The sequence below is a fragment of the Curtobacterium luteum genome (assembly GCF_001475545.1).
Classification (GTDB): domain Bacteria; phylum Actinomycetota; class Actinomycetes; order Actinomycetales; family Microbacteriaceae; genus Curtobacterium; species Curtobacterium luteum_A.
On the sequence record NZ_LDQC01000001.1, the window covers coordinates 19,266 to 35,992 of the forward strand.

At 71.1% G+C, this 16,727-nt stretch carries 20 protein-coding genes and 1 tRNA gene; 7 read left to right on the forward strand and 14 right to left on the reverse strand.

Annotation, left to right across the window (positions count from 1 at the left end; translation table 11 throughout):
* Nucleotides 1–252: 252 nt before the first annotated feature.
* From NS184_RS00095 to NS184_RS00115, 5 genes are all read right to left on the reverse strand, one after another.
* A complete protein-coding gene (locus tag NS184_RS00095) occupies nt 253–1,275 on the reverse strand; it encodes an alpha/beta fold hydrolase (RefSeq protein WP_058724116.1) in 1,023 nt (340 codons plus the stop codon).
* On the reverse strand, nt 1,272–2,213 hold the full coding sequence (locus tag NS184_RS00100; RefSeq protein ID WP_058724117.1) for a hypothetical protein: 942 nt from the start codon (nt 2,211–2,213) through the stop codon (nt 1,272–1,274). Before NS184_RS00100 ends, NS184_RS00095 begins: the two co-directional genes overlap by 4 nt.
* Nucleotides 2,210–2,668, reverse strand: coding sequence for a hypothetical protein (locus NS184_RS00105; RefSeq protein ID WP_058724118.1), 459 nt, complete (start codon nt 2,666–2,668; stop codon nt 2,210–2,212). The genes NS184_RS00100 and NS184_RS00105 overlap by 4 nt, the downstream gene beginning before the upstream one ends.
* Entirely contained in the window at nt 2,665–3,138 is a 474-nt protein-coding gene (locus tag NS184_RS00110; protein WP_152997971.1) for a hypothetical protein, read from the reverse strand. Before NS184_RS00110 ends, NS184_RS00105 begins: the two co-directional genes overlap by 4 nt.
* Before the next feature lie 225 nt (nt 3,139–3,363).
* On the reverse strand, nt 3,364–3,816 hold the full coding sequence (locus NS184_RS00115; RefSeq protein WP_058724120.1) for an SRPBCC family protein: 453 nt from the start codon (nt 3,814–3,816) through the stop codon (nt 3,364–3,366).
* A 250-nt stretch (nt 3,817–4,066) separates the two neighbouring features.
* Between NS184_RS00115 and NS184_RS00120 the strand changes: the two genes are divergently transcribed.
* Together NS184_RS00120 and NS184_RS17615 are read left to right on the forward strand one after the other, a co-directional pair.
* The gene (locus NS184_RS00120) at nt 4,067–4,609 is read left to right on the forward strand and encodes an amino-acid N-acetyltransferase (RefSeq protein WP_058724137.1); all 543 of its coding nucleotides are present in this window, start codon (nt 4,067–4,069) and stop codon (nt 4,607–4,609) included.
* A 51-nt stretch (nt 4,610–4,660) separates the two neighbouring features.
* A complete protein-coding gene (locus tag NS184_RS17615; protein WP_152997972.1) occupies nt 4,661–5,326 on the forward strand; it encodes a hypothetical protein in 666 nt (221 codons plus the stop codon).
* A 167-nt stretch (nt 5,327–5,493) separates the two neighbouring features.
* Here the strand turns inward: NS184_RS17615 and cspE are convergent, their stop codons facing one another.
* Complete coding sequence (gene cspE / locus NS184_RS00135) at nt 5,494–5,700, reverse strand: transcription antiterminator/RNA stability regulator CspE (RefSeq protein WP_058724123.1); 207 nt, start codon at nt 5,698–5,700, stop codon at nt 5,494–5,496.
* A gap of 277 nt (nt 5,701–5,977) precedes the next feature.
* Between cspE and NS184_RS00140 the strand changes: the two genes are divergently transcribed.
* Nucleotides 5,978–6,361, forward strand: coding sequence for an SseB family protein (locus NS184_RS00140; protein ID WP_058724124.1), 384 nt, complete (start codon nt 5,978–5,980; stop codon nt 6,359–6,361).
* 63 nt (nt 6,362–6,424) lie between these two features.
* Here NS184_RS00140 and radA read toward each other — a convergent pair whose 3' ends face one another.
* Nucleotides 6,425–7,786, reverse strand: a complete 1,362-nt coding sequence (gene radA, locus NS184_RS00145; RefSeq protein ID WP_083513317.1) for a DNA repair protein RadA — start codon at nt 7,784–7,786, stop codon at nt 6,425–6,427.
* Between the two features lie 10 nt (nt 7,787–7,796).
* On the reverse strand, nt 7,797–8,762 hold the full coding sequence (locus NS184_RS17235) for an SGNH/GDSL hydrolase family protein (RefSeq protein WP_083513318.1): 966 nt from the start codon (nt 8,760–8,762) through the stop codon (nt 7,797–7,799).
* 142 nt (nt 8,763–8,904) lie between these two features.
* Between NS184_RS17235 and NS184_RS00155 the strand changes: the two genes are divergently transcribed.
* Nucleotides 8,905–8,994, forward strand: a tRNA-Ser gene (locus NS184_RS00155).
* Nucleotides 8,995–9,052: 58 nt separating this feature from the next.
* Here the strand turns inward: NS184_RS00155 and NS184_RS17240 are convergent.
* Complete coding sequence (locus NS184_RS17240) at nt 9,053–10,114, reverse strand: AAA family ATPase (protein ID WP_206556236.1); 1,062 nt, start codon at nt 10,112–10,114, stop codon at nt 9,053–9,055.
* A gap of 200 nt (nt 10,115–10,314) precedes the next feature.
* Between NS184_RS17240 and NS184_RS00165 the strand changes: the two genes are divergently transcribed.
* The gene (locus NS184_RS00165; RefSeq protein WP_058724127.1) at nt 10,315–10,611 is read left to right on the forward strand and encodes a hypothetical protein; all 297 of its coding nucleotides are present in this window, start codon (nt 10,315–10,317) and stop codon (nt 10,609–10,611) included.
* Nucleotides 10,612–10,771: 160 nt separating this feature from the next.
* Nucleotides 10,772–11,251 carry a hypothetical protein gene (locus tag NS184_RS00170; protein WP_152997973.1) on the forward strand — a complete coding sequence of 160 codons (480 nt, stop codon included), beginning with the start codon at nt 10,772–10,774 and terminating at the stop codon, nt 11,249–11,251.
* A 229-nt stretch (nt 11,252–11,480) separates the two neighbouring features.
* Here NS184_RS00170 and NS184_RS00175 read toward each other — a convergent pair whose 3' ends face one another.
* Genes NS184_RS00175 through NS184_RS00185 form a run of 3 tightly spaced genes read right to left on the reverse strand, consistent with a single transcriptional unit; the run spans nt 11,481 to nt 13,724 of the window.
* Nucleotides 11,481–11,942, reverse strand: coding sequence for a hypothetical protein (locus tag NS184_RS00175; RefSeq protein ID WP_058724129.1), 462 nt, complete (start codon nt 11,940–11,942; stop codon nt 11,481–11,483).
* 5 nt (nt 11,943–11,947) lie between these two features.
* The gene (locus NS184_RS00180) at nt 11,948–13,384 is read right to left on the reverse strand and encodes a hypothetical protein (RefSeq protein ID WP_058724130.1); all 1,437 of its coding nucleotides are present in this window, start codon (nt 13,382–13,384) and stop codon (nt 11,948–11,950) included.
* 34 nt (nt 13,385–13,418) lie between these two features.
* Entirely contained in the window at nt 13,419–13,724 is a 306-nt protein-coding gene (locus NS184_RS00185; RefSeq protein WP_058724131.1) for a hypothetical protein, read from the reverse strand.
* A gap of 95 nt (nt 13,725–13,819) precedes the next feature.
* Here NS184_RS00185 and NS184_RS00190 point away from each other — a divergent pair, with 95 nt between their 5' ends.
* On the forward strand, nt 13,820–14,761 hold the full coding sequence (locus NS184_RS00190; RefSeq protein WP_058724132.1) for a family 43 glycosylhydrolase: 942 nt from the start codon (nt 13,820–13,822) through the stop codon (nt 14,759–14,761).
* A 36-nt stretch (nt 14,762–14,797) separates the two neighbouring features.
* Here NS184_RS00190 and NS184_RS00195 read toward each other — a convergent pair whose 3' ends face one another.
* Nucleotides 14,798–15,451: a response regulator gene (locus tag NS184_RS00195; protein WP_058724133.1), complete on the reverse strand. Its 654-nt coding sequence runs from the start codon at nt 15,449–15,451 to the stop codon at nt 14,798–14,800.
* The coding region (locus NS184_RS00200) for a sensor histidine kinase (RefSeq protein WP_058724134.1) at nt 15,448–16,727 on the reverse strand (1,280 nt) is incomplete at its 5' end. The genes NS184_RS00200 and NS184_RS00195, both read right to left, overlap by 4 nt.

The window sequence follows — 16,727 nt, forward strand, 5'->3', positions numbered from 1 at the left end:
AGCTGGCACCGCGCCTCCAGTCCGTCATCGGTCCGGACCAGTCCGTATCCCGTCACGTTGGGCGGATGGTGCACCACATCCGCTGCCATGTCGCGGTACGGTGGTCCCACACCCGAGGCGTTCCCCCCAGCTCCTCGGATGTGAGCGGCTCGACTGTTCCCCCCAACGTGTCGAGTCGCCGACGGCCCCGGTCCTCCAGGACCGGGGCCGTTGCTCTGTGCGGGGTCGCCGACCCCTGCGCGAGCGGGCGGGTCAGGCGTCGTGCAGCGTCGCTGCGAACGTCCGGACGGCGCCGTCGAAGCGCTCGGGGTCCTCGTTCCACTCGAGCGTGTGCGGCGCGGTGGCGAAGCTGACGACCGTCGCGCCCCGCTGGGCAGCGGCGGACACGTCGGTCGCCGCCACGAACGGGTCCGCGGTGGAGCGGAGCAGCAGTGTCGGCGTACCGGATGCCTGCCAGGTCGCCGTCCGCACCGGCTCGGCGGCGCCCGCGAGCCGGGAGAGCACCGGTGTCGTAGCGATGCGCGCGGCCACGCTCCCGACGAAGCGGGGCAGCCGGAAGGCGCTCACGGCGCCGCGCAGGGCAGACCGGACGTCGAGCAGGGGCGCGACGCCGACGAGGCCGTCGACGGGCGTGCGGGACGCGGCGATCGAGCACGCGAGCGCACCGGCCGACCACCCCTGCAGGACGACGCGCTCGGCGCCGTGAGCGCGCGCGGAGCGGACCCGGTCGACGATGCGGTCGGCCGCGCCGGGGTCGAGGGAGCGGAGCGGCAGATCGGTCGTGTCGAGGATCTCCGACGACGCGTCGAGGCCGGCCCAGACCGGCATGCCGCGGAGGACCTGGCGCGGGCCGAGCGACTGCCCGTGCACGTGGACCACGTGGGTCGTGGCGACGGGTGCGTCGGGTCCGGTGGCCGGGCCGGGGAGGACCTCGGCGACGACGTCGTGCATGAGCGCGTCCCACGTCCAGGCACCGGCGGCCGGTGCGGGCCCGTCGACGAGCTGTCGACGGACGGTGTCGCCGTCGCTCCCGCCGAGGACCTGGCCGACCCGGACCGACGTGCTGCCCCGGGTGATCCGGTAGGTGCCGGGGAGCCGGGTGTCGCGGGTCGCGGCGAACGCGATCTCGTTCGCCGCCGACGGCGCCTGGACCGTCGCGGTCGCGGTGTACGGCGTGGGGAAGAGCAGCCGGCGGGCCACGACGGCGCCGAGACCGAACGTCCCCGCGGCGCCGATCGCCGTCCCGATCGCGGTGGTGCGTGTCGCTGCGGTCATCTCGCTCCTGACGGGTCGGGTTCGGTGGCGGCGGGCGTGGAGAGACCGGCCTCGCGGGCGCGGTCCTCGATCTCGACGGCCAGGCGGTGCAGGCGGCTGCGCCACTGTCGGCGCGGCCACACGATGGTGAAGTAGAGGCCCCGGTTGCCGGAGGCCGACTCGAGTCGGTGCAGCTCGGGCTCGAGCGTCCGGAAACGGCGGCGGGCAGCACGCCACTCGCGGAACTCACGCACGGCGTCGGGCAGCACCCCGCCAGCGGCGCCGAGGGCCAGCAGCACCATCGAGGTCAGGAACACCGGTGCGTAGGCGATCGAGAGTGCGCTGACGACCGCGTCGGCGCCGAGCACGTGCGCGGCATCCATCGCGACGGCGATCGCCGCGAGGAGCACCATCGCGGCCGCACCGACGACGAACAACCGGTACATCCGGCCCATCTGCTCGCCGCGGCGGAACGCACCGAGCACGGCCGCGGCCGACCGCGCGATCACGATCGCGATGAACGACATCTCCACCGCCGAGTAGAGCGCGGTCGGGAGCTGGTCGCCGTACACGACCATGAACTGCGCCGTCGGACGGGGCGCGTCGATTCGTGAGAACAGCACGACGAGCGTGACGAGCACCGCGACGCACGCGACGATCCGGCCCGGACGCAGCAGCCGCGCGGTGTGGGCGGCGGCCTCGACCGACTGTGCGAGGGCGAACATCCCGCAGACCATGAGGCAGCGCCCGATGACGTCGGCGATGTTCGGTACGCCGGTCGCCCGCGCCAGCACATCGAGCACGTCGGGCTGGTTGATCGAGAGACCCATGGCGACGAACGCGCAGCACACCGTCAACCACGTCACGCTCGACGACTGCGTCCGGACGAGCCAGAGCCGGACGAGGAGCACCACGAGGATGCCCCACACCGGCAGCGAGCCCCAGACGTGCAGGGTCACCGGAAGATCCCGGGTGCAGGTCGCTCGGGGTCGAGCAGGCCGATGTGCCGCGCGAGCTCGTCCGCCACGAGTTCGACGGTCTGCTCGTGCGGGGTGTCGAGCGACCGGGTGAACGCGGTCCGTCCCGTGAGCAGCCCCGTGTACGCCTCGTGGTCGCAACCGTGGTCGGCGAGGAACACGTGGGCGAGTTCGTGGAGCACCGACGCCGTGCGTGACCGCTCGGACAACCCGGACCGGGTCTCGAGGAGCGCGACGTCCCGACGCTGGATGAGCCGTGCCGAGAGGTCGCCGGGGAGATCCGAGGTGCGCACCTCGATCGGCTTGCCGAGCGTCGCCTCCGCGCGTGCGACGAGTTCCGGCAGGGTCAGGCGACGGGGGAGGCCGAGGCGCTGCACCTGACGACGTGCGTCCGCCTGCCGCCGCAGGGCCGCAGCGCGGTCGGTGCCGGCACTCACGACGCGCTCCCCGGGCCGTCGAGCGCCCGCAGGTGCTCGGTGAACTCGCGGATCTCGTCGGCCGAGGCGAACTCCCCGAGCCGCCGGGTCGCGAACGCGAGGACCTCGCGCTTCCGGAGCTCCAGGACGAGTTCGAGCTGCGCCTGCACCCGTGCGGGGACGTCGGTGCTGCCCGCGGCGTCGGTGAGGTAGGCCGCCGGGACGCCGAAGAACTGCGCGAGGGCCTCGAGCAGCTGTCGGTCGCGCACGGCCGGCCCGTTGCCACCGAGCATGTACCCCCAGCGCGGACGGCTCATCGACGCGCCGTGGGCCTCGATCTCCGCGGCGATCTCCTTGTACGACGGTCGCTGCCCCGAGTTCGCCTCGACGACGTCCATCAGGAGCTGCAGCTTCCGCGACAACTCGCGTCGGTGTGCGTCGTCGTCCGTGTACTCGATCACGGCTTGCCCTCCCGCGCTTGTCTCAGACATGGTAAAACGGTGTCCAAGGGATCGACCGCTCGTTCTACCCTGGCACGTCCGGCCGGTCCTGTCAGGTCGGCATTTCGTGGGGGGATGCCGAGGTGACCGCACGACGGACGGGAGGCACGGTGCCAGCTGGCACCGTGCCTCCCGTCCGGATCGTGGTCGCGTCGCGACCCACCGGGCCGGTGACGGCCCGCCGGTCCCGTTGCGCCCGTCGGTCCTGTTCCTGGATCAGGCCGGGACGTCGCCGCGCCAGCCGGACTCCGTCGGGGCCGCCTCGACGCGCTCCCTGAAGTTCTGCAGGTCCTTCTTCACGGCGTGACCACCGACACCGACCGCCGAGCCGAGCTTCTCGAGGAGGCCGGAGGGCTGCCAGTCGATCTGCGCCGTCACGCGGGTCGTGGTGTCGGACAGCTTGTGGAACGTCACCGCGCCGGCGTGGTCGGTGTCGCCGTCCTTGACGGTCCACGCGACGCGCTCGTCGGGGTGCTGCTCGGTGATGACGGCGCGGAAGTCGCGCTCCTGACCGGCGACCTCGACGGTCCAGTCGGTGGTGGTGTCGTCGACCTGGACGATCTTCTTGACCTCGTCGAGGAACTCCGGGAACTCCTCGAAGCGGGTCCACTGGTCGTAGGCCTGGCGGACGGGGACGTCCACGTCGACGGTCTCGATGATCTGGGGCATGGTGCTCCTTCGTCGTGTGCGGTCTCGATTGCCCGTGCGACGGTAGGCCGGGCGGTCTGGGTGCGCGTCCGGGTCCGCGTCCCCCGGCCGCGCGCTCGCGGTCGGCCGCTCGCTTGTGGTCGGGCGCTCGCTTGTGGTCGGGCGCGCGCTTGTGGTCGGCCGCTCGCTCGTGGTCGGGCGCTCGCTCGTGGTCGGGCGCGCGCTCGTGGTCGGCCGCTCGCGCTCGGGGGCTCGCGCTATCGTGAGGTCGATGAGCGAACACGGCCGGCACGCATTCCACGAACGCGACGAGCACGGGATCCTCGTGCGACCGGCCGTCGCCTCCGACGTCCCGCACATCCAGCGCCTCATCGCGCCGTACGTCGACCGCCGCATCCTGCTCGGCAAGGAGAACGTCGCGCTGTACGGCTCCATCCAGCAGTTCCGCATCGCCGAGGGGCCCGACGGCGTCCCGATCGGCTGCGGTGCGCTCGCCGTGTTCTGGGACGACATCGCCGAAGTGCGCACCCTCGCCCTCGACGCCGACTGGATCCACAAGCGCGTGGGGCACCGCATGCTCGAGGCGCTGGAGCACGACGCCCGCGAGCTCGGCGTCGCCCGCATCTTCTGCCTCACCTTCGAGGTCGACTTCTTCGCCAAGCACGGGTACCTCGAGATCGGCGAGAGCGTGGTGTCGCCGGACGTCTACGCCGAGCTCGTGCGGTCCTCTGACGAGGGCGTCGCCGAGTTCCTCGACCTCGCCCGGGTGAAGCCGAACACGCTCGGCAACACACGCATGCTGAAGATCCTCTGACGCGTCGCGCGGCAACCCGGCGTGCCGCGGGACCCGCCCTACCCTGTGCGCATGTCGTCGTTCCGTCACCCCGTCGGACCCGAGCGCCCCAGCGTGTACTGGCGCCGTCGAGCCATCGCGCTCGGAGCGGTCCTCGTCGTCGTGATCGTCGTCGTGCTCATCGTCGTGGGGCGCGGGAACGGCGCCACGCCCGCGGCCGCGCCGTCGGCGTCCTCCGGTGCTCCTGCCGCCGGGTCGTCGCCGTCTTCGTCGTCCGCGTCATCTGCTGCTCCGCGCCCGTCACGGTCACCGTCCGCGTCCGTTGCTGCTGACGGTGCCACGTGCACGAAGGACCAGATCGAGCTGACGCCCGTCGTCGACAAGACCTCGTACGCTTCCACGGAAGACCCGAAGATCGCGATGTCGATCACGAACACCGGCTCGAACTCGTGCCACATGGACCTCGGGTCGTCGCAGCAGGTGCTCACCATCAGCTCGGGCGAGGAGCAGTACTGGTCCTCGAAGGACTGCCAGACGAACGGCACGGACCAGGACGTCACCATCAAAGCGGGGCAGAAGTTGACCACGCCGTCGATCGCATGGGACCGCACCCGGTCGTCGGCGTCGACGTGCGATGCCTCGCGGCCGTCGGTCACCGCAGGAGGAGCGAGCTACCACCTGTCGGTCGCGGTGGGGAACATCGAGTCAGCGAAGTCGGTGCAGTTCATCCTGCAGTGACCCCGTCTCTGCAACCCGCCGCTGCTCCGAACCACGGTCACGACATCGAACCGTGTCCCGATCGGGTTCGTTGTCGTGCCCGTGGTTCGGCGGGGGTGAGGGGCGGTCAGGAAGCAGAACGGGCCCGCCGTCCGGAGACGACGAGCCCGTTCAGGGTGTTTCGGTGATCAGCCGATGACCGAGATGTTCTCGGCCTGCGGGCCCTTGCGGCCCTCGGTGATCTCGAACTCCACCTTCTGGTTCTCTTCGAGCGACTTGTAGCCGTTGCCCGAGATCGCGGAGAAGTGGGCGAAGACGTCAGCGCTGCCGTCGTCCGGCGCGATGAAGCCGAAGCCCTTTTCGTTGTTGAACCACTTGACGGTCCCAGTTGCCATGATGGCGTTTCCTTACTTTCTTGCGGGGCGACAATTTCTGCCGCTGATCCGCCGACGGACGTCGTCGGATCGATGCGCCCCGCGGGCATGGGCCGGCGGAACGGGTTCGGGGCCAGGCGACCTGGGAAGGCCAGTGACCGATGGCGCTCGAGGTGCGCTGAGCACCGGAAGAACGATGGACTCCCGCCGAAGCGGTTGTGACCAACTTACAGGCAACAGGCGACAACGGAAGAGCCGAGGTCGCAATCGGACCCATGAATCTGGTGGACTAGGGGCGATGGCAGACAAGGAACAGCGCTTCCGGAGTGAACAGCTCGAGGAGGCCCTCGCGAAGCAGGACGTCGCTGCGGTGGCGTTCGCGCTCCGGAACGACATCGTGATCGTCCCCCGGCTCGTAACCGGCAAGAAGGACATGCAGGTGCGTGTGTTCGGTCGCGAGGGCTCGGACAAGCGCATCCTGCTGCTCTTCTCGTCCGCCGACGCCTACACCGCGATGGTGCCGAACGAGAAGATCCGCCAGGTCATGGTCTACGACGGGCCACGGCTCGAGGCGTTCCTCGCCGAGCACCTCGACTCGCTCGAGGGCGTGTTCTTCGACATCGCCGGTCCCAACACCATGCAGTCGACCCCGGAGGACCTGCTGGCCGCGTTGCGCGCCTGATCACCCGACCTGGAGGCGCGGCTCGCTGTGGGCGCGGCGGTTCCGTCCCGAGGCGGGCGCCGGTCAGAAGGCGCGGTCGAGTTCGCGTTCGCGCGCCGACTTCGTCATCGAGAACGCCACCCGCAGCGCTTCGCGCAGGTGCTCGGCACTCGACCCGAGCACGGTGGTGAAGCCCAGCCGCGTCGCCTCGCCCGTGCGTTGCTTCGCGCCGGTCGCCGGGCGGATCTCGCCGGCGAGGCTGATCTCACCGATCGCCGCCAACGTGTGCGGGTAGGGACGGTCCCGCGCCGCACTCGCCAGGGCCAGCGCGATCGCGAGGTCGGCGCCCGGTTCGGTGAGCTTCATCCCGCCGACGGTCGAGACGTAGACGTCGGCATCGGACAGCTTCAGCCCCGCGCGGCGTTCGAGCACCGCGAGCAGCATCGCGACGCGGGAGGCGTCGACACCGTTCACGACCCGACGCGGCTGGGGTGCGGAGCTCGGGACGACGAGCGCCTGCACTTCGACCGGCAGGGCACGACGGCCCTCGAGCGCGACCGTCACGCACGTCCCGGAGACCGGCGCGCCGTTGCGGGACATGAAGAGTCCGCTCGGGTCCGGTACCTCGTGGATGCCGTCGCCGCCCATGTCGAAGCAGCCGACCTCGTCCGTCGGCCCGAAACGGTTCTTCAGCGCACGGACGAACCGGAGCGCGGTCTGGCGATCGCCCTCGAAGTGGCACACGACGTCGACGAGGTGCTCGAGCAGTCGCGGCCCGGCGATCGTGCCGTCCTTCGTGACGTGGCCGACGATGAGTACCGGCAGTGCGCGCTCCTTGGCGACCCTGATCAGCGTCGAGGCGACCTCGCGCACCTGCGACGTCCCGCCGGCGATGCCGTCGATCGTGCTCGACGAGATGGTCTGGACGGAGTCGGCGATGAGGAGGTCGGGCTGCACCTGGTCGATCTGGCCGAGGATGACGCCGAGGTCGACCTCGCTCGCGAGGTACAGGTCGTCGTGCATCGCACCGGTGCGCTCGGCGCGGAGCCGGACCTGGTCGACCGACTCCTCAGCGCTGACGTACAGGACGCGCTTGCCCGTCGCGGCGGCTCGCGAAGCGACCTCGAGCAGCAGGGTCGACTTGCCGACGCCCGGTTCGCCGGACAACAGGACCGCGGCCCCGGGGACGACGCCCCCGCCGAGGACCCGGTCGAACTCGCCGATACCGGTCTGCCAGCGCTGCACCGCCGTGCCGCGGGCCGCGGTGATCGGACGGGCGACCCGTGCCCCCGCCACCGCGACGGCCGCGGTGCCCCTGGTGCTCGCCGACGTGGCGGAGGTGTCCTCGACGGTTCCCCACGACTGGCACTCGCCGCAACGGCCGACCCACTTGATGCTGGTCCAGCCGCACTCGGCGCAACGGTAGAGGGACTGCGGGCGTGCCATGACGGTCAGGCTAGGCGGAGCCGCCGACATCACCCGTGCGACGCTCGGCGTGCTCGGGCAGTGGCACCGAACCCGTCACCCGTCGCCGGAGTCGGTCGACTCGGCCCGGGCGGTCTGCATGGTCGAGCGCACCCGCGTCATCGGTGTCCTGCTCCGCGCGCGCCGCTGCGACCGCACCCGCTCCCGACCCGAGGTCCTCGGCCTCGCGCGCGGACAGGTACTGCCGGATCGCCGCCACCGTGTCGACCCGGGCGTCGACCGCCGGCTCGAACGCGCTCGCCCAGATCTCGTAGCCGCGGTCGTTCGGGTGGAAGAGGTCGCCGTAGCTGTTGAAGAACGTCCGCCGCAGCCCGACACGCTTCGTGATCACGTGGAGGGGCGCCACCGTCAGCCCGAGCTCCTCGGCGACGCGGTGGACGATCTCGTTGGCGACGGCGACCTTGCGCTCCCGGTCCGGCACGAACATGCACGGCAGCTCGGCCACGATCGCGTGCGACGGCACCGCACCGTAGATCTCCCGGATGTTCCGCTCGAACTTGTCCGGGTCGAAGTCGGCGATGTCGTTCGCGCCGATCGACACCGTGCAGATGTCCGGCGAGTACCCACGGAGCTTCGGCAGCTGCTCCTGCTTCGCGCCCCACGTCGTCGCACCCGACACGCTGAGGTTCACCACGCGCACGGTCATCCGGGACCGGTGCCGGATGCGGCGCGCGAGCAGCCCGACGTACCCACGGTTCGGGACGGTCGCGCCGACCCCCTGTGCGGCGGAGTCTCCGATTGCCAAGTAGGTCAGCTGGCCGTCGTGCTGCAGGTGCTCGCGCCACCACTGCGCGTTGACCGGGAGCATGTCGACCACGCGCTGCGACGCCGCTCGTTGCCCGCGGATGCCCGCCCGGGCGCCGAACAGGCCGGCACCGACGACCGTCAGTCCGCCGAGGATCGACGAGAGCAGGGCGATGATCGTGCGTGACTTCATGCGGAGGACGGTACGCGGGGCCGCTCGACCCTTCTCGGTGTGTGGGCTGGACGGTGGATGAGCGCACCCGACCAGCCGCCTGTGGAGGGGAGTCGACCTGCGCTGGTCGGACGAGCCTCCCGAGTCGTGTAAACTCGCTCCCGGTACCGTGTCCGAGCGGCCTAAGGAGCATGTCTCGAAAACATGTGTGGGGGCAACTCCACCGTGGGTTCAAATCCCACCGGTACCGCCACGATCAAGAGCCTCGGCTCCCTCTCGCAGGGCGCCGAGGCTCTTGTCATCCGCGGTGTCTACGACAGGTCGAGGTGTCGCAGGATGTACCCGTCCGGCACGGTGCCGCTGTCCTGGAAGTAGTGGAAGAAGACGTCGGTGGCTTCGTCGGCGTCGAAGACTTCGGCCGGGTGCACCGGGTGGTCGGTGCCGGCGACGTTGACCGTCTCGGTGGGGGGTTCGTCGACGTCGTGCTGGCGGCCGACGACGTAGTGGCGCAGTTCGCCGTCCTCGACGCGTTGGATCTCGACGCTCATCCGCTCGGCGCTGCCGCCGGCCTGGATGTACCGGCTGTTCCAGTCGAGGTCCGAGTAGCCGGGCGCGTCCGGCCAACCGGCCGAGTCGGGCACGAACCAAAGCTGGTAGGCGAAGCGCCCTTCGCTCCTGCCGTCGAGTAGACCGAGCATGCGGCGGATCTGGTCGCGGTAGGAGCGGAACTCGTCCGAGAGCTTCGAGTTGCTGGCGCTGTTGACGGTGTTCATGAACACGGGGCTCCTGTCTGACGTGGAAGCCAAGGGCGAAGATCCGTCTCGATGGCCGGTTCCTTGGCGAGGTGCAGCGGGTTCGAGGTTGAGTCCGGCGGCGATGAGTGCTGCCGTCCTGTCTGCGCTGAGCTCGCTGGTGTCGAGCCACCATCCGCGGTCTCCGAAGTCGCGACGCATCGCCTCGTCGAGCTCGTCGTACTCGTCGAAGGTGAACCGCTCGCTCGCTTCTCTCCCGGCGTCGCGCTGCTTGCAGGCCTCTGCGCCCGGAGCAAGAACAACCAGGGACGGGGAGACTGACGAGAGATGACTGAGTAGCCGGTCAAGATGCGCACCATCGGGGATGACGCAGTCGATGACGGTGACGAAGCCAGCGTCGGTGAAGTTCTCGGCCAGCGCGGCCAGATTCCGGTAGCTGAGCTCGACCTGGCGAGCGGCTTCCTCCGCGGGTTGACCGAGTGGCCACACGGCACCGGCCAGGATCATCGCATTCATGTCGTCGGCTGCAACACGCGCGGCGCGCGGCATCCTCGCCGCGAGAAGCCGAGTCACGGTGGACTTGCCCGCACCGGGCATCCCGGTCACGATCACTGTCTGCACGAAGCCATCCGACCACGTCTGCAGCCAGGCTCTCGAAGTCGGCTTGGTCCGAGACACTCAGGGGGCACGGGTCTTCGATGGACGATCGGCTATCGAGACTTCCTCCACGGTCGGGCACCGCGTGGTTGTGCGAGGATCGGGCCGTGACTCAAGGGGACACCGTGAACAGCGGACGGGCCGGGACAAGACCCTGGCTGCACGTGCTGCTGGCAGCCGGAGTCGGCGCCGTCGCGGCTCCCCTCACGCACGGCGGTGCCGTCGCCGTCCTGCTGACGGGGATTCCGGGCGTGATGGTGCTGGTGGTGATCATGGCCCTGACTGGTGCGGCTCTCGCGCTCTGTGCGGTCCTCGGAACAGGCCGACGCAAGTCCGCTTGGCTGGGAACCACGACGCTCCTTGTGGTCCCGGCGGTCCTCGCCGTCGACGCCGTCCTCTACCTGCGCGCTGGACTGAGCACAGCGCCCGATGGCGGCCTCTCGGCATCGCCGCTCCTGTGAGTGACTGGCGCAGTACTCGCGGCGCTCCCTGCGCTCTTGGCGCACATGACGCGCACCAACAGTTCCGCCTAGCGATCGCCTCGTCGGCTGCGCACCCGGTTACCGTGGACGGATGGGGGAGCGGGATGAACAGGCGCCGAGCGCGCTCCGGTTGGTGGGCATGCTCGCCGCGCTCGTGCTGCTGCTCGGCGGCGTAGTCACCGCAGTCGTGCTCAGCGCCGGCACTGCGGTGCATCGAGCGTTGGGGCCGCAAGAGACCGAGGACGGCAGCATCTGCGAGCCGCTGAATGGCGAGTGCAGTCGACTCGGGCGGACGTCGATCGAGAAGAGGTTCAGCGTCAGACTGCCGACGGACGCGCAGCTCGAGGCGTCGGGAGCCAGGTCGTTGATCAAAGCATCTGAGTCGTGGGCGGTGGCATGCGTTCCGGACGTCAGCGCGCTGCTGCGGGACGCGGAGCGTGCTGGCTTCGTGGAGTCGGCGGTGTCCGACCACCCGGAACGGCACGACTGGTCGGGCAAGGGGCCGGTGTCACGAGAGGTGCGGCTGACCGCTCCGGCGGAGGCCGCGCGATGGGTTGACGTCGGCAGCAGCTGCGACGTGGGCACCTGGGTGTACCTCGGGTCCTTCCTCGACAAGTGAGTCTCGCGTGCGCGCCACGCTCCGGCCAGTGTCACGCGCCCGCGGCACGGTCCACACTCGGGAGCCGGGACGGTCCGGCGCAGAGACGCAGAGACGCAGAGACGCAGAGACGCAGAGACGCAGAGACGCGGAGGGCTCGCCTGCGGTTCCGGACGGTTGACCGCAGTGCGGAATAGGTGCAAGAGAACGGCAGCCGAGGGAATGTGTCCTTCTCCGACCAGGATCTGGTCTACGACAGGTCGAGGTGTCGCAGGACGTACCCGTCGGGCACGGTGCCGCTGTCCTGGAAGTAGTGGAGGAAGACGTTGGTGGCTTCGTCCGCGTCGAACACCTCGGCCGGGTGCACGGGGTGGTCGGTGCCGGCGACGTTGACCGTCTCGGTGAGCGGTTCGTCGACGTCGTGCTGGCGGCCGACGACGTAGTGGCGGAGCTCGCCGTCCTCGACGCGTTGGATCTCGACGCTCATCCGCTCGGCGCTGCCGCCGGCCTGGATGTACCGGCTGTTCCAGTCCTCGTCCGAGTAGCCGGGGTCGTCCGGCCAACCTGCCGAGTCGGGCACGTACCAGAGCTGGTAGGCCCAGTCCTCGTCGTTGTCGAGCTGCCCGAGGTTGAAGCGGATCTGCTCGCGGTACGGCCGGAAGGCGTCGGTCAGCCGCATGCTGGAGGCGGAGTTGGTGGTCATGACGAACATCGGTCTCAGGGTACTTTCCGCTCGATCACCTCGGCGATCTTGATGGTCTTGCCGTTCAGGGTCGCGGTGGCGGGGTTCTCCGGGCTGACGGCGTTGTCGAACGCGCGCTGTTCGGCGTTGCGGGTCGCGGTGCCGCTCTTGATCTCGACACCGACGTACGTGCCGTCGGGCTTCTCCGCGAGACCGTCGTACACCCGCCCGTTCGGGACACCGTCCACCTTTGCCTTCACCTTGGTGGTGTCGATCTTCGTGCCGAGCTGCTTCTCGACCTGCTTGATGCCCTCGGCCTCCTTCTGCGCGGCGTCGACGCGGGCTTCGTCGTTGTTCTGGGACCGGTACGTGCCGTCGTTGCTGCGGCCGGGGTGGTCCTCGTTCGGCTCCTTCGCGCGTCGAGCCTTGTCCGCCTCCGACGCGTGGTCGGTGCGGTACGGCGCCTCGCGGTCGTCGGTCATCGCGTGGACACCGAGTTGGGTCGCGCCGGTGGCGGCCATGCCGGCGCCCGCGGCGATGACGCCAGCGCCAGCGATGTTCAGCGGGACGCCACCGATGGCTCCGACGCCGGTGAGGTCGAGCGCTCCGCCGCCGACCTCCATGGCACTACCACCGGCCATCATCGCGAGCCCGCCGAGGAGCTCGAGCGTCTCGTCCGGGTGCTCCACCATCGCGTTGCCGAGCGAGGCAAAGATGTTGCCGGCGACCGCGGCGGCGTCCTGGACGTGCGGCCAGACGACCTCGGCCTCGGCTCCGAGCACGGCGCCGCCGAGGCCGATGGCGGCCTTCGTGGTGTTCCACGCGTCCTCGAACCAGTTGCCGTGCGCCGAGCCCGATCCGGAGCCGCTGCCGGAGATGTCCGCGGCGGTGTGCACGGGGTGCGCGTCGACCGCGGAGGGGGTGATGGCGTCGAACTGCGCGGCGATCGACTGCATCGTCGAGGAGACGTCGTCGTTGTACGACCGGACCTGCATCCGGAGGCCGAGTTCTTCGGTGACGAGCGCCGGGACCTGCTGCCAGTGGTCGACGACGGTCCCGACGGCGCCGAGCAGGTCTCCCGACGCAGCCTGCGTGGCGGCTTCGGCAGCGACTCGACCCGGGGCGGACGCGTGGAACTGCTCGATCTGGGCGACGAGTGCGTCGTGGCGGTGCTGCAGCGCCTCGATGCTGGTGGCCGCGCGCAGGGCGACCCGCTCGAAGTCCTCGCCGGCGGCCTGGATCCGACGTGCCTTCTGCACGGCTGGGTCCATCAGCGGCGTGAGCGCCGGCTGGAGCGCCTCCGAGGTGAACACGGTGGGCAGCCCCGCCCACGCGGCCGAGCCGCTGGTCGCGCTGGTGAGCACGCCGTCGGTCGCTGTCGCGAAGCGGCGGGCAGCGGCGCGGAGGGCGTCGGCGTCGTCGGTGACGTCGACCACGTCGGACGCGCTCAGCGCGCCGGCGAGGACGCTCACCGCGCGAGCCGATCCGCCGCCCTGGCGAGGAGAGTCATCGTTCGAGCCGGTCGGCCGCGCCGGCGAGACCGCTGTCAGCGGTGAGCAGGGCGTGCGCCGCGGTCGTGAGCGACGAGCCGAGGCTCGTCATCCGCGTCCCGACGTCGTCGGCGTTCCCACGGAACCGGTCGGCCAGACGCTGGACGGCGCCGGCGATCGTGGCTGTCGTCAGCGCACCTGAGGCAGCGGCGAGTGCAGCGTCCGCATCCGCGGCGTGCCCGTCACTCGCCGCTCCGTGCGCCTGGAGTTCGCGCACGAGCCCGCTGAGCCCGCTCTCGTCGAGCCGCAGTTCCCCGGCCATGGCACCCCCTCCACAGCCACGATAAGCACGGCTCAGCGCATTGCGGCCCCGACTGTGAAGAGCCTCAGGCGCGGCCGCGGGTGCACGATGGACCGATGAGCGACGACGCTTCCGTCCGACTCCTCGGCGAGCCCTGGGGTGACACCTCACGCCGGGGGCGCCCGTACGCCAAGGACCCGTCCGTGATCCGCTTCGGCGGTCGGTACCTCCTCTACTGCTCGCTCCCGTCCCCGAGCGACGACGAGCCCGAGGGGTGGTCGGTGGGGATCGCGGAGAGCGACGACCTCGTGTCCTGGCGCACGGTCGCCGTCCTGCCGCCGTTCGGCGAGTACGACCGCAGCGGTGCGGCGGCCCCCGGTGCGGTGGTCATCGACGGCCGGGTGCACCTCTTCTTCCAGACCTACGGCCGGGGTCGCGAGGACTCGATCTGCCACGCGGTCAGCGACGACGGCCTGACGTTCACGCCGAATCCGGAGAACCCCGTGTTCCGACCCTCGGGCGACTGGACGTGCGGCCGGGCGATCGACGCGGACCTCGTGGTCGCGGGGGACTGGCTGCTCCTGGCGTGGGTGACGCGGGACCCGACGATGACGACGCAGCTGCTCGGGACCTCGCGGGCGCGTGTCGGCAGTGCCTACGGCCCGGCGGACTGGGAGCAGCTCTCGGTGGAGGGGCCGGCGCTCGCACCCGAGCTGCCGTGGGAGCAGGACTGCATCGAGGCCCCGGCGCTCCGGTGGGACGGTGAGCTGTTCACGATGTTCTACGCGGGCGCCTACAACAACGCGCCGCAGCAGATCGGCTGGGCGACGAGCCCGGACGGCAGGACGTGGACGCGAGGATCCGACGAGCCGCTCGTGCCCGCCGGCCCGGCGGGCAGTTGGAACCACTCGGAGTCGGGCCATCCGGGCTACCTCCGTGACGAGGACGGCCGCGAGTTCCTGTTCTTCCAGGGCAACCCGGACGACGGGCACACGTGGATGATCGCCGCGACGGAGCTCACCGTCGAGAACGGCCGCCCGGTCGTGCAGACAGGCTGACCGCGGGTGCGGCCCGCACGCAGATCCGGGCGACCATCACCCGACGAGCCCGCTCTCGTGCGCGAGCACCACGACGTGCACCCGGTCGCGGAGCTGCAGCTTCGCGAGGATCCGTCCGACGTGCGTCTTCACGGTCTGCTCGGCGATGAACAGCTCGGACGCGATCTCGCCGTTCGACCGCCCCTTCGCGACGAGCAGGAAGACGTCGCGCTCGCGATCGGTCAGCACGTCGAGCACCTCCGTCCGTGGGACGGCCGGAGCGGGGGCGGCGACGAACGCCTCGACGAGGTGGCGGGTGACCCGCGGTGCGAGCAGGGCCTCGCCGCTCGCGACGGTGCGGACTGCGGCGACGAGCTCCTCGGCTGAGGCGTCCTTGAGCAGGAACCCGCTCGCCCCGGCGCGGAGGGCATCGAACACGTAGTCGTCGACGTCGAACGTGGTGAGCATGACGATCCGGACGGGTCGTTCCGTGGGCGCGGCGGTGATCCGTCGGGTCGCCTCGATCCCGTCCAGGTGCGGCATCCGTACGTCCATGAGCACCACGTCGGGCTGCTCACGCAGCACGAGCGCGACCGCCTCGGCGCCGTCCGCCGCCTCGCCCACCACCTCGAGGTCGTCCTGGGCCTGGAGGATCGCCCGCAGTCCCATGCGGAACATCTGTTGGTCGTCGACCACCACCACCCGCGTCACGGCCGCTCCTCGTCGCCTCGCGTCCGCGACGGGGGGACCGCCGTCGCCGCCGCCGCCGTCGACGAGTCGGCGGTCGGCAGGCTCACCGTGACGCGGAACCCGCCGTCCGGTCCGGCGCCGTGCTCGGTCCTGCCCCCCAGTGCCGCGACCCGCTCCCGCATGCCGGCGAGCCCGAAGCCGCCGTCGTCGGGTGGCGGCGCGACGACGGTGCCGACGGGTGGCGCGGAGTTGGTGACCTCGACCCGGAGGGCCGCACCGTGCCTCCCGACCGTCACGACGGTGGTCGCGCCGGGCGCGTGCCGGGCCACGTTGCCGAGCGCCTCCTGCACGACCCGGTAGACCGTGAGCTGCGCGAGCCGATCCGTGTCACCGTCGCGGTCCTCGAGGTGCAGCGTGACCGGGATGCCGGCGGCGCGGGTGCGCTCGACCAGGTCGGGGAGGTCCGTCAGCTGCGGCTGCGGCGCGCGCTCGGCGTCGGCTCCGCCACGGAGGGTCCCGAGCAGCTGCCGCATCTCGCGGAGCGCGGTGCGTGAGGTGCCGGCGATGGCCGCGAACTCGGCACGCGCCTCCGGCGGGAGGTCCTGGACGCGGTACGGGGCCGACTCGGCCTGCATGTGCACGACGGACATGCTGTGCGCGACGACGTCGTGGAGCTCGCGGGCGATGCGGGCTCGCTCCTCGATCGTGCGACGCCGCTCCTGTTCGAGCTCGACGTCCCGCCGCGCCTCGTCGAGCTCGACGCGCACGGCTCGCCGCTGGCCGATCGCGACGGCGGCCCCGGCGAGCAGCAGGGTCGACCCGGCGGACACCACGAACGTGGACGCCCAGACGTCGGCGGGCTCCCAGCGGGACGGAGCCGCCGCGACGAGGGCGAGCGTGAGGACCGTCGCGGCCGTCCAGACCGTCGCGGTGAGCCGCCAGTCGGTGCGGACACCGAGCACGACCACGAGCGCCCCGAGGCCGATGATGGCGGTGACGGGCAGCGGCCACGGCGCGACGCCGCTGCCGATCGTCACCACGCCGAGGGCCGCGACCGCGACGAGGTGCGCGACCGAGGCGGTGCGGGGGAGCACCGGGGCGAGGCCGAGGGACACCGACAGCACCGCGGTGACGAGGAGCGCGAGCGGCACGGGCACGTCGTAGACGACCGCGGTGACGGGGGCCGCGACGGCGAACAGGGTCGCGGCGACCACGACGAGGACGAGGCGGGCGACGACGACCGGCCAGGTGGCCCACTCGCGGCGGGTCGACCACGGGCGGCGGCGGCGTGGCGGGC